This window comes from Paenibacillus sp. FSL H8-0168 (assembly GCF_038592955.1).
In the GTDB taxonomy this organism is placed as follows: Bacteria; Bacillota; Bacilli; order Paenibacillales; family Paenibacillaceae; genus Paenibacillus; species Paenibacillus polymyxa_B.
Genome location: NZ_CP151948.1, coordinates 4104207 through 4118182, shown reverse-complemented (window position 1 = coordinate 4118182; position 13976 = coordinate 4104207). Strand labels below are relative to the sequence as shown.

The 13976-nt window shown below is 44.7% G+C and carries 16 protein-coding genes; 11 read left to right on the top strand and 5 right to left on the bottom strand.

Annotation, left to right across the window (positions count from 1 at the left end; genetic code table 11):
• Window positions 1-7 precede the first annotated feature (7 nt).
• Window positions 8-718: a 5'-methylthioadenosine/adenosylhomocysteine nucleosidase gene (locus tag MHI21_RS18165; protein ID WP_013311357.1), complete on the top strand. Its 711-nt coding sequence runs from the start codon at window positions 8-10 to the stop codon at window positions 716-718.
• An 18-nt stretch (window positions 719-736) separates the two neighbouring features.
• Here the strand turns inward: MHI21_RS18165 and MHI21_RS18160 are convergent, their stop codons facing one another.
• The 4 genes from MHI21_RS18160 to MHI21_RS18145 all read right to left on the bottom strand — a co-directional run bounded on the left by MHI21_RS18160 (window position 737) and on the right by MHI21_RS18145 (window position 4188).
• Complete coding sequence (locus MHI21_RS18160) at window positions 737-1222, bottom strand: DUF5381 family protein (RefSeq protein ID WP_342418670.1); 486 nt, start codon at window positions 1220-1222, stop codon at window positions 737-739.
• On the bottom strand, window positions 1215-2051 hold the full coding sequence (locus tag MHI21_RS18155) for a hypothetical protein (protein ID WP_342418669.1): 837 nt from the start codon (window positions 2049-2051) through the stop codon (window positions 1215-1217). Before MHI21_RS18155 ends, MHI21_RS18160 begins: the two co-directional genes overlap by 8 nt.
• 33 nt (window positions 2052-2084) lie before the next feature.
• Window positions 2085-3170: a WXG100 family type VII secretion target gene (locus tag MHI21_RS18150; RefSeq protein WP_069290106.1), complete on the bottom strand. Its 1086-nt coding sequence runs from the start codon at window positions 3168-3170 to the stop codon at window positions 2085-2087.
• Window positions 3171-3441: 271 nt separating this feature from the next.
• Entirely contained in the window at window positions 3442-4188 is a 747-nt protein-coding gene (locus MHI21_RS18145; RefSeq protein WP_342420224.1) for a hypothetical protein, read from the bottom strand.
• 160 nt (window positions 4189-4348) lie between these two features.
• On the opposite strand from MHI21_RS18145, the gene MHI21_RS18140 reads away from it, so the two are divergent.
• The 4 genes from MHI21_RS18140 to MHI21_RS18125 all read left to right on the top strand — a co-directional run bounded on the left by MHI21_RS18140 (window position 4349) and on the right by MHI21_RS18125 (window position 7518).
• Window positions 4349-5275: a cell division protein ZipA C-terminal FtsZ-binding domain-containing protein gene (locus MHI21_RS18140; RefSeq protein ID WP_342418668.1), complete on the top strand. Its 927-nt coding sequence runs from the start codon at window positions 4349-4351 to the stop codon at window positions 5273-5275.
• 20 nt (window positions 5276-5295) lie between these two features.
• A complete protein-coding gene (locus MHI21_RS18135; RefSeq protein ID WP_342418667.1) occupies window positions 5296-5997 on the top strand; it encodes a DUF1963 domain-containing protein in 702 nt (233 codons plus the stop codon).
• Between the two features lie 177 nt (window positions 5998-6174).
• Window positions 6175-6642 carry a hypothetical protein gene (locus MHI21_RS18130; protein ID WP_342418666.1) on the top strand — a complete coding sequence of 156 codons (468 nt, stop codon included), beginning with the start codon at window positions 6175-6177 and terminating at the stop codon, window positions 6640-6642.
• A gap of 78 nt (window positions 6643-6720) precedes the next feature.
• Window positions 6721-7518, top strand: coding sequence for a hypothetical protein (locus tag MHI21_RS18125; protein ID WP_341163500.1), 798 nt, complete (start codon window positions 6721-6723; stop codon window positions 7516-7518).
• Window positions 7519-7547: 29 nt separating this feature from the next.
• On the opposite strand, the gene MHI21_RS18120 is transcribed toward MHI21_RS18125, so the two are convergent.
• Window positions 7548-7970 (bottom strand): hemerythrin domain-containing protein, encoded by a 423-nt coding sequence (locus tag MHI21_RS18120; protein WP_025718091.1) that lies wholly within the window; start codon window positions 7968-7970, stop codon window positions 7548-7550.
• A 169-nt stretch (window positions 7971-8139) separates the two neighbouring features.
• Between MHI21_RS18120 and MHI21_RS18115 the strand changes: the two genes are divergently transcribed.
• The 6 genes from MHI21_RS18115 (at window position 8140) to modB (ending at window position 13847) form a co-directional block, all read left to right on the top strand.
• On the top strand, window positions 8140-8928 hold the full coding sequence (locus tag MHI21_RS18115) for a YwiC-like family protein (RefSeq protein ID WP_341163783.1): 789 nt from the start codon (window positions 8140-8142) through the stop codon (window positions 8926-8928).
• 14 nt (window positions 8929-8942) lie between these two features.
• Window positions 8943-10058 carry a TIGR04053 family radical SAM/SPASM domain-containing protein gene (locus MHI21_RS18110; RefSeq protein WP_342418665.1) on the top strand — a complete coding sequence of 372 codons (1116 nt, stop codon included), beginning with the start codon at window positions 8943-8945 and terminating at the stop codon, window positions 10056-10058.
• Complete coding sequence (gene hemG / locus MHI21_RS18105; protein ID WP_342418664.1) at window positions 10042-11463, top strand: protoporphyrinogen oxidase; 1422 nt, start codon at window positions 10042-10044, stop codon at window positions 11461-11463. Before MHI21_RS18110 ends, hemG begins: the two co-directional genes overlap by 17 nt.
• A 109-nt stretch (window positions 11464-11572) precedes the next feature.
• On the top strand, window positions 11573-12292 hold the full coding sequence (ric, locus tag MHI21_RS18100; protein WP_165178592.1) for an iron-sulfur cluster repair di-iron protein: 720 nt from the start codon (window positions 11573-11575) through the stop codon (window positions 12290-12292).
• Between the two features lie 29 nt (window positions 12293-12321).
• Window positions 12322-13173, top strand: coding sequence for a molybdate ABC transporter substrate-binding protein (gene modA, locus MHI21_RS18095; protein WP_342418663.1), 852 nt, complete (start codon window positions 12322-12324; stop codon window positions 13171-13173).
• Window positions 13170-13847, top strand: a complete 678-nt coding sequence (modB, locus tag MHI21_RS18090; RefSeq protein WP_028542273.1) for a molybdate ABC transporter permease subunit — start codon at window positions 13170-13172, stop codon at window positions 13845-13847. Before modA ends, modB begins: the two co-directional genes overlap by 4 nt.
• Window positions 13848-13976 lie beyond the last annotated feature (129 nt).

Genomic DNA, 13976 nt, shown 5'->3' with positions numbered 1-13976 from the left:
AAGAACTTTGAGTATAGCGATTATCGGAGCTATGGAGGAAGAAATAGCAGATTTGAAAGCGCAGATCGAAGGGATAAAGATGACTCAGATTGCGAACGGGATTTTTTATACGGGCCAGCTTGAGGGCAAGGAAGTTATTCTGCTGCAATCAGGAATTGGCAAAGCGAACGCAGCCTCGACTACGGCGCTGCTGATTGAGCGATTTAGCCCGGAGCTTGTCATTAATACCGGATCTGCGGGTGGGCTCGATCCAGCGCTGCATGTTGGCGATGTTGTAGTGGCGACCGAGCTGACTTACAGCGATGTGGACGGAACGGCGTTCGGCTATACCTACGGACAGGTGCCACAGATGCCGGCAAGTTATCCTGTCGATCCAGCGCTGCTTGCTTTTGCGACAGAAGCGCTGGCGGAGACCAGGATTGAGGGGCAGATCGTCAACGGTTTGATTACGACGGCAGACTCTTTTATCTCCCAGGCTGAGCGCGCCCATTTTATCCGTAGCCAGTTTCCTGAAGCGAAAGTGACCGATATGGAAGGGGCCGCAGTCGTTCAGACTGCGTACCAGTTTGGTGTTCCATTTTTGGCTGTCCGTTCTTTGTCTGATCTTGCCGGTGTAGAAGCGGCGGATTCTTTTGACTCCAATCTTGATTTGGCTGCGGCCAACTCGGCAGCAGTGGTTGTGGCTCTTGTAGCTGCATATGATAGAGACAAGCTTTGATATATTCAATGGCACTATTCAGGAACGTTTTTTCTTTGGCTTGCCATGCTGGTTAATGAGAGTTCGAAGTTGTTTCCCGGCTTGGTTCAGCTCCATATCGTTCAACACATAATCGGTGCTGACTTCCCAGGTGCTGCGGTCATTCAGATGAAAAATAAAGGCGGGAAAGCGAGGGCGCAGCCATTTGCGGATGGAGGCCCCTTCGAATTCGACTTTAGTGATTGCAGACCATGGGACAGTTCGAGTACCATCGGAAATGCTATGCTCATCAAAGATGAACAGGTAGGTATCCTTACGAAGCGTTCTGCTCAAACAAACCACGAGATAGCTACCGAAAAAAGGAAGTCCGACAATGGCGGAGGTAATAAAGAAGAAGATTTGTAGAGCTGAGATATCTTCGTCGATAAAAATGAGCAGCAGCAAAAACAGACAGATCAGCACAAACATCAAGCTGCCCATGGCTTTCCAAAATGCCAAAGATCTTCGATATACAATTTTATCCACGGAATACCGCCTCGTCGCGTACAAACTCCTGAATGAAATAAGTTATTCGTTCTCTCCAGTCAGATTCGGTTACACTTTCAATACGCAGACATGGGGTGGCCTGCATATCCAGTTCTGTATTTCTTACGATCCACACATCATTCATTCCTTTAAGAACAAATAGTAGATTTGTAACGGAAGGTCCATCTTCATCCGTATCCGCGTATATCATCTGGCTCAAATTATCTAGGCTACACTGATTACGATCAAAATCCTCTCGCCAGTCTTGTATCATTTGTTGAGCCGACTCATGAAGCTTCCACGTTGTCATTTGCTGCATGCTGAAGTTGGATGAGGTTAACTCATTCCACTGTTCTTCGGTCAGATCGACGTATCGGCTGTGCGCATTGAAGTTCGAAGCAAGCAGGCCGAACAATTGATCAATGTCATGATGCCAGTCTTCTGGAGAAGACCAGCGAAAGAAATGGAGTTCATTGTGACTGGAGAAATGATACAGAAAACGTTCATTTCCATGGTGTATCGTTAATGTATTTTGCTTATCCTGTTGCTCCTTGTAGCCACGTAGCATCTGACGACTTTGTACCAGATGAGCTAGCATTTCAACAATGAACTCATCAAATTCGAGCTGTTGTTGCTCGTTATCCCGTTGTTCCATCAGACCCTTGGATATCAGGCTATGCGTTGCAGCATGAAAAAGCAGTTCCCAGCGATCTTCGGTTAGTTCCCCGTAATAAGATTGGAGCAGACCAGAAGCCATATCTTCTGCGCCCAGTGCGGTCAAGGCAAAGCCTAGTTCCTCAAGCGTTAAAATTACCGTTTGTTTATCCATAGTCAGGCTCCTTCTCCATCTGTTAGGTATATGTCATTTAAATAGTTTGCTGGCCCAACGTATCCCTTTTTCGGCGAATTTGGCGACTTTTCCACCTGCCCAGCTTCCCACCGTACCGCCGACATAAGCACCGACGGCTGCACCGACCGGACCACCGATAGCGCCGCCTACGGCTCCCAAAGCGACAGCACCGCCATAAGTTGCGGCGGTTTTAATCGCTACGTTAGAAGCAGATACAGCCACATCCGTTCCGGTAAGCTTCCCGCTTTTCCATTTTCCAGCCAGACTGATACCCTCGCCCACAATATTCATGGTGGCATTAATAGGGTACAGCTTTTTGGCAATCATGCCGGGAATTTGGCGGGTGGCTATGCCATATCGGCCTTTTTCCACCCCGGCGATGACGTTCCGCGTCCACTGAGGAAAGCTATTGGCTTTATTGAATCCGAGGCCGAGCTTACCCATTTGAAGCTTTCCAGCTAATCGATCAAAGCCCTTTAACCCCTTCATCACAATACCGGGTTTGGCGAATTGGCGGTTTAGGCTTTTGCCTAAATTACGCATAAAAGCATTGTTACCCTTGCCTTTCACCCATGCCGCATTATGTATAACCGCCCGAGTGGGATTCTTCAGACTTTTCTTGAATTCTACTGTTTTGGTGAGCACAAGTGTGGAAGCCAGACCGCTATAGATAGCTGTTCCGGCAAATCCCAGTTGCCCGCGCCATTTATTGGCTTCTGAAATGCTGTTAATGGCTATATCTGCTGGATCGGGTCCTTTTTTCCCGGAAGTTGTCCCTTCACTGCTGCCGATCTGTCCGCTGTGATCTCCTTTATTAATACCCGTGTCTGCTTGGGTATCTGTTTCCTTGAATTTTACTGCAATGGAACGCAGCTCTGTGCTGACAGAACCGACAGTTTGAGTGAAAGCATCCATTTGTCCACGAGCTTTATGAAAATCCTGATAAAAGCGCTGCTGTGTTGTTCCTGCCCAGCTATTTTCCAACATCTGAATATGCTGTGACAGTTGTCCGCAAATTTGTGCCCCCAGCTCACGTGCCTGTGCGAACTGCCTGGAAACCGCCTCTAGTTTCTCAGGAGGAACCATAATTTTAGCCATGATGTCCACCTCGGATGATTAAAATAATTACTTATATTTTAGTGAATCTAGTGGGGGTTAGCAAAAAAAGGAGGGGATTTAAGTGAAAAATAAGTCATTTGTATGAGTTCATGAGGGGGCATAAGGGAGAATAGTAGGAGGTGTTATGATCCGAAGTTCTTATATGTCATTCATAACGAAACGAAAAAAGCCCCTCTTTTCAAATGGAGCTTTCCATTAGAAAGAGAGGCCTTCTTGCGTAGAGGCTAATGCATGTTTCGCGTCGTATTAATTATTTTAGCGGAATCTGCTTGGACAGCTTTTCAAACTGCTGCAAGTGAGGAGTGACCTTGGCGGTAATTCCTTTGAAATACTTGATGGACGCTTGTCTTTGACGTTCTTTGGTAGCAGTCTCTTCAGGGAACATGGAGTATTCCTTTTGGACAGAGCCATTTTTATAATTTACGGAGAAGAGCTCTCCTTTTTGCCACCTTTGGACCAGATCTTGATTACTGTGCAAGATATTTAACACTTCTTTTCCATTTTTATAAGTGAAGTTGAAGTCTGGATCGGCCACAGCGTGGATCACTTGGTAGCCGTTCTGTAATCCATTGTTCTGAAAAGTACCTACTTGAATCTCGTTCGAACGTACGGTTCCGTCCATTTGTGTCACTTTTTCAGTCTGCGTACCCTTGCCGCTCATCGTGTCATTGTTCCATGTGCCGTTGTATACGATTTTATGATTTTGTCCATCTGCATCCGTGTATTGATTTATATATTTTCCAGTACCTGAACGCTTGCCATTCACAAAATCACCCGAATACTGCTTATATTCGCTCCATTTGATCGTACCACGTCCGTTGGGCTGCCCATTCTCAACCTCTCCATAGTAAGTCGTCTGACCAGATAGCTGAAGCAATTCCTTGGTTGCAGCCGCATTCGCCGCAGGTGTACTTACAGACAGCGCTCCAGATATCAGCGATGCGGACACCATAATAGACAGAGACAGAGCTATCCCTTTTTGCCAAAGTTTTTGCATCATGAGTTCTCCCCTTTCGAAGCTTTGAAATTCTAAAAAGTTATGTTCAACAACCCAGCACCGTTTTTATACTATTTTGTGCTTGGTGATTTATAGTTTAATATAGATTGAGAATTATAGGAAACTGTAAAGTGAAAACAGCTAGTTAGGAGAGAGATTCATGAATTTACCTGAACATGGGAGTGAGGATGTATCTAGCATCCTTGCCTTGGAGTTGGAATATGAGCCTGTAAAGACCATAAAAGGAATCCATCAAGTGGAGCCTGATGCTAATATTTATTGGCTGATTGATGTAGAATTCAGTGGTTTTACGTTGTCAGATGAGGATATTTTGCAATTGCTCAAAGGATATATCGTGTATGGGCATGTCCATGATTTGCAGATGTGGACTAGTGTGGGGCGCAGACCGGCAGGCGAATGCCATTTTGATAAAATCTGTATTTGCATGGATATATTCGATAATGTAGAGATGCAGGTTCGTTTAGATGAAGCCAAGGTTGCAGACTTTATGAACACACTGCCAGCGCGTTTTCAGGAGAAGGGCACCGTTCATGTGCTTCCTCGGGAGGATGCTGCCCATGTACGTGCAAAAGCGGAGAAACTTAAAGCATTTACAGATCAGGAAGGTGAAAGGGAACACGCTGTCATGCTTAGGCTAGTAGCGGATCAAGGCCAATCTTACCGTGGAGCGGATATCTGGGATGTCATGCTGAGCCTCGGAATGGAGTGGGGAGATATGGATATTTTCCATGCACACCATCACGGTCAGGGAGGCTATGATGAACTATTTAGCGTACATACGGGAACCGAGCCTGGCTTTTTTGGGTTGAGTACACTCGCGGAGGATCGCTTTGCAGATTTGATTTTCAGTATGGATGGGGTACGGACCGTGCAGCCGCAAACTGTGTTTGAGGCAATGTGGAAAAGTGCCGAATATGCGCGCGCCAGACTTGGCGGGACATTAGTGAATGAACAGGGTCTGTCAGCTATGCCGGAAGATTATCTACATCAGATTCAAGAGATGGAGGATCGATTAAGAGAGTTTGGATTTAAAGCAGGCGAGGATGTTGTTCTGTTTCTATTTTAGATTAGAAAGGAGTGATTTCGTTGTCCAGCAACTCTATTGAGAAGCTAAGAACGATTCTAAAACGTAAAGCTACGATTTTTCATACAGGGGGTCGTAGGCCGTCGGATTCCCTTGAACAAAGCTGGATTGGTAGAGTTACAGTGGCTTTGCCAACGGAGGAACAACCCATTGATGTACAGGGGAAGGTTATGGCTCCGATCATGCAATTGTATTTGCCTGCCTTGCCTTTTGTCCCTGAAGCTATGCACAGTGTCAAGCTGTTGACGGTCTTCCTGTCTCCCGATGTACTAGATCATGAGGACATGGAAGGATATATGTGTATTCGTGAGTATACGTCGGTAGAGGATTTGGTTGAAAAAGATTTTGGTCCGGCATTTATGCAAATCAAAGCATTTCCGCTGTTCCCCGAACTTAAAGAGAATGATTATCCGGTCTGGGACGGTGAAAATATCCCTGAGGAATACGGCGATGTTCTCAACCAGATGGACGAGGAGGAACCCGACTATTTTGAGGACATCGTAGAGGAAATATATGCGGTTCACAAAATCGGTGGCTATCCCAGCTTTATTCAACCAGGCATCGACTTTGGCGAGGGCTATGAATTTGTGTTTCAGATTGCCTCAGATGCTAAAGCCGAATTGAATATTGTGGATGGAGGCAGCTTTTATTTTGCCAAGCATCAGAATGAAGGAGTCTGGCGGGGTTACTTTGATTTTTACTAATAAGCTCATTTAGAGAGCAGTCTGGAACCGATCGTTTTGTAGAGCAGGTGGAAAATGATTTTCACAAGCAAATCATCGTGCTGGAGCGGGCCTGGCAGGCCATTTTCAATCATGTGGACAAATGAGGACAGAGAGTAACTGTAGGAGATTGGCATAATAGCTGAAGGAGTGACAGCAATGAATGACTGGGAATCGGGAATCATTCAGATCGATGGTGAGCGTGCTATCTACTCATCTTTAACGGAAGATCAGTTGTTAGAGACCACTTGGTATTCGAAATATTTTCATTCTGTAAGAAAGCTAGGGAATGACTACATCTGGTATCATTTCGATCAGGTTTCTTTGCTGTGTCGGCATTTTTTTGTGTCCGTATGCTTTAAGAATACAAACCTAATTGTCGTGGAGATTTCGCTCCAGGGAGATGAATTTCCAACTTCTTGGGATAATTGGTCTGAGGAAGGAGAGAGAAAGCGACAAAGGGAGCATGATCGTTTGTTACAGCAACATTTGTCCGTAAAGCCAAGCTATCGTCAAACAAAGCCTTACCCCTATATGGAATATGAACTGAACTGGGGGAAAATCTCTTCTTATTTTGACCCCCGGTCGGGAAATACGGCCATTGCTTTTAAGTATAAAGATGAATAGTGATCTTACATAAAATACACGACACCCCTGCGCTTTGTGCTGGAGGTGAGGGTGTTGGATGAGTAAGGGAGATGTGTTGTGGATAAAAAGGCGAAAAAAATACTGATGAACACATTCTGGTCCTCTAGCGGCTGGAAGCAGGAGCGGGGATCTTTTTCGGGTGAGGATTTTGAATATGCCAAAAGTAAGGGCTTGATGTTCGATCCGATCACCATTACACATAACGAGATTATAAACAGGATGCATGAGCTGCACCAGCAAAAGGCTACAAAAGAGCGAGTGGCAGCAGCGTTTTTGCACAGTCTTTCCACGAAAAAGGTTCATTTACGAAGTGCCTTATCGAGCTGGGCATTAACCGCGAGGCTTCCTTTGCACACCTATGGGGAGCGGCCTGTCGTCTTGCCCAATTACAGTAGCTGTGGGGATTGTAATTTTAATAAATTGATGTCTGATAAGGAATATGTCAATGAAGATTTGAATGTACTGAATTTTGAACGAATCAAATGGGGCGGTATTCGTCTGAACCACCTTTTATATTGCTGGATGGACCTTGAATTGTTCAGTCAAGAAGAGGATGTTCAGGTTTCTGATGAGGATCTAGCTATACTTCATAACATGCTCGAAGCTGTTCAGAACTGTGATGCTCAAAGTAGTGCGCGTCAATTGGAAAAGCGCTGGAAGGATGTGTTTCCATCCAGCAAAAACGAGCGTGATGTAGTCATGGAGGTGTGGGGATATGCCGGACTGCTGGTTCCACAGGACACGCCTCGTAAACGACAGCACGGCAATCATGATTTTTATTCCGTAGCAGCTTGGCAAGGAGATGACGGATACTCACAGGAGGCGTTGGACTATTTCTTCGGTACGTTTTTATAGAGAAAGTGAATCGTTATGTCACATCTTGATCATGACGGTTCCTCAAACAACAAACGTTCTTCTTCCCGACTATGGATGGCATTGACAACCAGAAGCGCGTGGAACTGCTGAAGAACTTCAGGCGTAAGCCCTTCTTCACGGATCATGGCTTTGAGCTCTTTTACAATGATTCGGAGCAGATCATGATCCCGTGTAAGTTTGACGACAGCCTCCTGCAGTTCCGGTTTTTTCTCGACCATTTCCTGATAGAATCCTTCCTCTTCTGCATCAGCATGGCTAAGAATGCGGGTTTCCCAATATTCGATCAAGTGGTCGGCAGCCTGGCGCGCCACCTTGAATTCTTTTGCTTCGAGTAATTCCTCTACTTCTCTCGTCTTATCTAGAGCGCCAGATAGCCCGCCTTGATGAATGGCATGATGAGCATGCAGTTGACGTAAAGAAGGTCCTCCCATAACAGTTCATCCTTTCTTTGTACCCTTTTTTAGTACAGTATAGCATAAGAAAATAGCGTTATTTTTCCGGTTAGGATTTTCCCCCCTAAGGAAAAGGGAACTCCCTAATTGGTTCAATTTCATATAATACTTAGAATGAAGTTAGATGATAAAACTCAATCTTGGGGGAATGGATGATGAATCGATTAACCGAAATAACAGACATAAAAAAGATTGTGAAAAAAGGATCAAGGGTTTGAAGGGGATGAGCAGATACATACCCAATCAACATGGAGCCTGGGCCATGCTCATTCTTCCATTTTTATTCGGTTTAGCTGCTTCTCGAGGGGAACTCATTCATATCCCCCTATTTGTGTGCTGGTTTTTTATCTACTTATTCAGTTTTCCTGTCCTCCAATGGATCAAAACAGGCAGCAGTGAAAGATACCGCAAACCCGCCGTTGTATACGGAGTGATATTACTTCCTTTGTTAATTTCACTGATATGGTTTGAGCCTGCCTTGATCTGGTATGGAGCTCTTCTATTGCTCTTTTTTATGGCTAATATTTATTTTGCAAAAACGAAAAATGAACGTGCTTTACTCAATGACATTGTTGCAATTCTACTCTTTTGTTCTTTTATATACCCCGTTATTTATATGGGGGGAGGAGAGGATTGGAGAGTAGCAACAGAGCTATTCTTGCTTTTGGTGCTTTACTTTATCGGAACTGCTTTGTATGTCAAAACGATCATTCGTGAAAGAAAAAATATACGTTACCATTATGCTTCCGTCATCTATCATTTGGTGATTTTGTTGTTTGCTACTTGGTTAAAGTTACCTCTGTTTGTTCCTTTTTTGATTTTTTTGATACGGGCCATATGGCTTCCTAAACTCGGATTAAAGGCAAAACAAGTTGGCATGGCGGAAATTGGATTTTCAACGATGCTCTATGTTTTTGTGTTGTTTTTATACTTCTAAAAGGAGAGACATCAATGATATCTTTGAAAACGCCGCGTGATTATCATACAGATCCGTTTATAGTCATCTGGGAGGTTACACGAGCTTGTGCTTTAAAGTGCCTTCACTGTAGAGCGGAAGCTCAGTACAAACCTGATCCTCGCCAGCTGACACTAGAAGAAGGTAAGAAGCTTATAGATCAAATCGCTGAAATGAATCATCCGTTGGTTGTATTCACAGGCGGAGATCCTTTGATGCGTCCTGATCTGTTTGAACTGGCTCGATATGCAATTGAAGAGAAAAACCTGTCGGTTTCGATGACCCCCAGTGCCACCCCTAAAGTGACACGAGCAGCGGTAGAAAAAGCAAAGCAAGTTGGGTTATCGCGGTGGGCGTTTAGTCTGGACGGTTCATGTGCAGACATTCACGATCATTTTCGGGGTACGGTGGGTTCCTACGATACAACCATGCGAGGAATTGGTTATTTAAAGGAGCTGAATATCCCTATTCAAGTGAACACTACGGTGTCCCGGTACAACCTCCATGATCTGGAGCAAATTGCAGAAAGGGTAAAGGAAATGCAGGCCGTGTTATGGAGTTTATTTTTCCTTGTTCCAACCGGACGTGGCATGGAGAAAGATATGATTACTCCTGATGAGCATGAAGCCGTAATGAAATGGTTGTATCAAATACAGCAACAGATGCCGTACGGTGTGAAGGCTACAGAAGCTCCCCACTACCGGAGGGTCGTACTGCAGCAAAAGCACAAAGCAGGTGAGAGCAGTGTAGCAGACGGACAAAAGAGGGCAGATGTTTTAGGACGTGCTCCTAAAGGCGTAAATGATGGAGATGGATTTGTTTTTATTAGTCATATCGGAGAAGTATACCCGAGCGGTTTTCTGCCTCTTATGTGCGGGAATATACGAAACGATAGCCTGGCAGATATTTATCGCAACTCTCCGATCATGATGAATCTTAGAGATAAGTCCCTACTTAAAGGTAAATGTGGAGTCTGTGAATTCAAGGCCATCTGTGGGGGCTCCAGAGCAAGGGCTTTTGCAATAACAGGAGACTATTTGGAGAGTGACCCTTATTGCGCTTATATACCCGGGGTTGGAGAGGAAAAGTGTTTTCATGAAAAAAAATTCTAAAAAAGTCGTTATTCTCGGTGGAGGAATAAGTGGTTTAAGTGCTGCCTTTTATGTGAAAAAGCTGGCTGAGGATCGGCAGCTTGAAGTGGAGATCACACTGGTGGAGAAAAGTGAACGTCTGGGAGGAAAGCTGCAAACCGTTCGCCAAAACGATTTTATGATCGAAAAAGGACCGGATGCTTTCTTGGCCAGAAAGACGGCAATATTGGATCTGACCATGGAGTTGGGGCTGGAAGCAGAGCTGGTATCGACAAACCCGAAAGCCAAATCTGCTTGCATTTTGCATAAGGGCAAACTTCATACGATGCCGATGGGCTTCATTCTGGGCATCCCAACAAAGCTGACTCCTTTCATTCGGACTGGACTTATTTCTCCACTGGGAAAAGCACGGGCAGCTCTGGATTTAATCATTCCGGCGAAGAAAGGTGATGCGGACGAATCTCTAGGTGATTTTATCAAACGGCGTCTTGGCAAAGAAGTTCTGGACCAGATTACAGAACCTCTGCTGTCTGGAATTTACGCTGGGGATACTCATTCTCTGAGCCTTATGTCAACTTTTCCTCAATTTAAACTAATGGAACAAAAGCATGGAAGTCTGATTAAGGGTATGTCTAAAGGGGCGGGAAGAAAGCCAGCAGTACAAGACAAACTGCCGGATATCGCCAAGAAAAGTATGTTTCTTTCTTATCGGCTAGGATTATCTACGATCGTGGAGCGGCTAAAGGAAAGGCTGGATACCGTACGTTTTGTTATGGGGCAAGGTGTAGTTGAAGTAAGGAAGGAAAGTGGTTATCAGGTCATTTTAGAACACGGACAAAAAATAGATGCGGATGCGGTGATCTGCGCTGTTCCAGCTTTTGAAGCGGCTACATTATTTTCCGGCGTTGCAAGCGCTAGCTGGTTACACAAGATTCACTATGTTTCCGTAGCCAATATTGCTCTTGCTTATAAAAACACAGATCTTAATTTTGCTTTTGAGGGAACGGGATTTCTAGTCCCCCGCAAAGAAGGCAAAAAGATTACGGCATGTACTTGGTCTTCGACGAAGTGGAGCCATACTGCTCCTAAAGGATATACGCTTTTACGGACCTACATCGGACATGCAGGCGCACAGGAGTGGATTCAGATGACAGACGATCAACTTGTGGATGCCGCGCGCAAAGATTTGAAAGATTTAATGGGCCTGGAAGCGGAACCGGAATTCGTTGAAGTCAGTAGGTGTGATCGATCGATGCCGCAATATCCGATTGGACACAAAGAGCATATGGCGAAGATGAGACAGGACTTCGCACAGTATTTACCGGGTGTTTTTCTATGCGGTGCCGGCTATGGGGGCGTTGGAATTCCAGATTGCATCGCTCAAGGGAAAGAAGCGGCTGAACAGTTGCTTTCTGATTTTTTATAATCAGGCTCTTTCCACTAGTGAAAGAGGGAACCCCCTGATTGGTTCAGCTTTAAGGGAGACGTAGAATGAAAGTTGAGCATAAAATCGAAGTAAAATGGAGGAATGGAAGATGAGCCAGTTAACGGAAGAAACATGGGTGGCGGACATCGTGAAAGCAGTACCCAAAACGGGAGACCTGTTCCGCAAACTGAGAATTGATTTCTGCTGTGGAGGGAAAATATCGCTCCGTGAAGCAGCAGCCAATCGAGGCCTCCACGCTGGTGAACTGCTGACGCAGATACATGAAGTGGAAGAAAAGCAGGCACAGCATAAGCAAATGCAACCTCCTTCACTCGAACCAAAAGAACTAATCGCCTATATTCAAAATGAGTATCATACGAAGCTTCGGGAAGAACTATCGGCCTTAACGCCGTATGTAACCAAACTAACGCGGGTTCACGGTGAACGTTATTCGCATCTCAAGCGAGTTAATGAACTGTTCACCTTGCTTAAACAGGAATTATCGGAACATATTCAAAATGAGGAGGACCTTGTGTTTCCGATGATTGAAGCATTTTTACAAGAATCAACAGTGGAACGAGCAGATGAATTAAATCCAATTTTATCCAAGTTTCAAGACGAACATCAAACGGTGGTGGAATTCCTGAAGGAAATGCGCTTGATCACAAACGGCTTTGAGCCAATGCAGGAAGCTTGTGGTACGCACCGACTCGTATTGAAGCGGTTAGAAGACCTGGAAGCAGATATTTTTAATCATATTCTTCTTGAAAATTGTACACTGATCGAACGTACGAGACAGGCACAGCTAATAGCGAAACCCGTTAATTGATAATGAACTAACATGAGGAGCCGAACCAAATGCATAAATTAATTAAAAGTAGCACTGTTTTCGTTTTGGTTATTTCCATCATTTTATTATTATCAGGATGCGGTACGAAACAACAACTAGATTCAAATGTTGGCAGCGCGGGTCAGAACGGATCTTCCAGCCAGACATCTTCGAAAACGGCTGAAACTATTGAGCTTACCATATCCGCAGCAGCAAGTTTAACGGATGCGCTCAAAGAAATTCAGCATTCATACGAATCAACCCATACAGGTATTCAATTGAATTTTAACTTCGGTGGCTCTGGTGCGTTGGAAAAACAAATTGAGCAAGGAGCGCCGTCGGATTTGTTTCTGTCCGCTTCGACCAAAAACATGAGGTCCCTTGTTGATCAGCAGTTAATAGATACGAAAAAACAAAAAACGTGGCTGACGAATGAATTGGTCGCGGTTATCCCAGCAGATGGGACGATGGACATTGCGAGCGTAACCGATTTAACAAAAAGAGAAGTGAAGAAAGTTGCAATCGGAATTCCTGAAAGTGTTCCTGCAGGCAACTACGCACAGGAAGCGCTGACGAAAGCGAAGTTTTGGGACACGTTACAGAGCAAGCTGGTTCAAGCAAAAGACGTTAGACAAGTGCTGCAATATGTGGAAACTGGGAATGCTGATGTCGGATTTGTATATAAAACAGATGCGTTAACTTCACAAAAGGCAAAAATCGCCTTTGAGGTGAATCCCAAAACCTATTCACCTGTTGAGTATCCAATCGGGATTGTCAAAGCTACAAAGCACATTCAAGAAGCCGAAGACTTTTATGCATACCTACAATCGCAAGAATCTCTGAATATTATGGATAAGTATGGATTTACCATACCGAAGTGAGCATGCAAGATATAGATTGGAATGAATATTGGCCTCCTATCCGCTTATCGTTACAGGTTGCACTGTTATCCAGCGTTCTAGTAATCATATTAGGCTTGCTTGTGGCATGGTCCATGTCGCGGTTGGGATTATTTAAAGGGAAAACGGTTGTTGAAACCGTGCTTATGCTGCCCTTGGTACTCCCACCGACGGTTGTTGGTTTTTTACTGCTCATATTACTTGGACGAAAAAGCGGGTTCGGACGGTTTGTGGAGCAATGGTTTGGCGAGCCTATTATATTCTCGTGGTGGGCAGGGGTTATAGCAGCGGTGGTAGTAGCTTTTCCTCTAGTCTATCGGACGCTGAGAATGGGATTGTCTTCTGTTGACCGGGACTTGGAAAACGCGGGACGTTCGATGGGTGCAAGTGAATGGCAGGTTTTTCGATACATCACCTTCCCTTTAATTTTCCCTTCTTTTAAAGCTGCCTTCATACTCGGTTTTGCCCGCGGCCTGGGCGAATTTGGTGCTACGCTGATGATTGCCGGAAATATTCCGGGTAAAACACAAACGATTCCGACGGCCATTTATATTGCAGTGGATGCTGGTCATCTTCCTATGGCGTGGGCGTGGACATGCTCTATCATACTCATTTCTTTTATTATGCTCCTGTTAACGGGTCAAAAGAACAATTAATTACTTCATACAAGCTTCCCTTTAGCAGGGGGAGGCTTTTTTGTATCTTTCCATAGAACGAGGGATTTCCTGTAGCGCTATAGGACATTCCCTAATGGGAACAGAGATGAATGAATTACATAATGAGAG

Bases quoted from the DNA above. Each gene is read 5' to 3' on its own strand.
- MHI21_RS18155 (WP_342418669.1), bottom strand. From the start codon at position 2,051: ATGGATAAACAAACGGTAATTTTAACGCTTGAGGAACTAGGCTTTGCC.
- MHI21_RS18150 (WP_069290106.1), bottom strand. From the start codon at position 3,170: ATGGCTAAAATTATGGTTCCTCCTGAGAAACTAGAGGCGGTTTCCAGG.
- MHI21_RS18145 (WP_342420224.1), bottom strand. From the start codon at position 4,188: ATGCAAAAACTTTGGCAAAAAGGGATAGCTCTGTCTCTGTCTATTATG.
- MHI21_RS18140 (WP_342418668.1), top strand. From the start codon at position 4,349: ATGAATTTACCTGAACATGGGAGTGAGGATGTATCTAGCATCCTTGCC.
- MHI21_RS18130 (WP_342418666.1), top strand. From the start codon at position 6,175: ATGAATGACTGGGAATCGGGAATCATTCAGATCGATGGTGAGCGTGCT.
- MHI21_RS18120 (WP_025718091.1), bottom strand. From the start codon at position 7,970: ATGGGAGGACCTTCTTTACGTCAACTGCATGCTCATCATGCCATTCAT.
- MHI21_RS18115 (WP_341163783.1), top strand. From the start codon at position 8,140: ATGGATGATGAATCGATTAACCGAAATAACAGACATAAAAAAGATTGT.
- MHI21_RS18110 (WP_342418665.1), top strand. From the start codon at position 8,943: ATGATATCTTTGAAAACGCCGCGTGATTATCATACAGATCCGTTTATA.
- hemG (WP_342418664.1), top strand. From the start codon at position 10,042: ATGAAAAAAAATTCTAAAAAAGTCGTTATTCTCGGTGGAGGAATAAGT.
- ric (WP_165178592.1), top strand. From the start codon at position 11,573: ATGAGCCAGTTAACGGAAGAAACATGGGTGGCGGACATCGTGAAAGCA.
- modA (WP_342418663.1), top strand. From the start codon at position 12,322: ATGCATAAATTAATTAAAAGTAGCACTGTTTTCGTTTTGGTTATTTCC.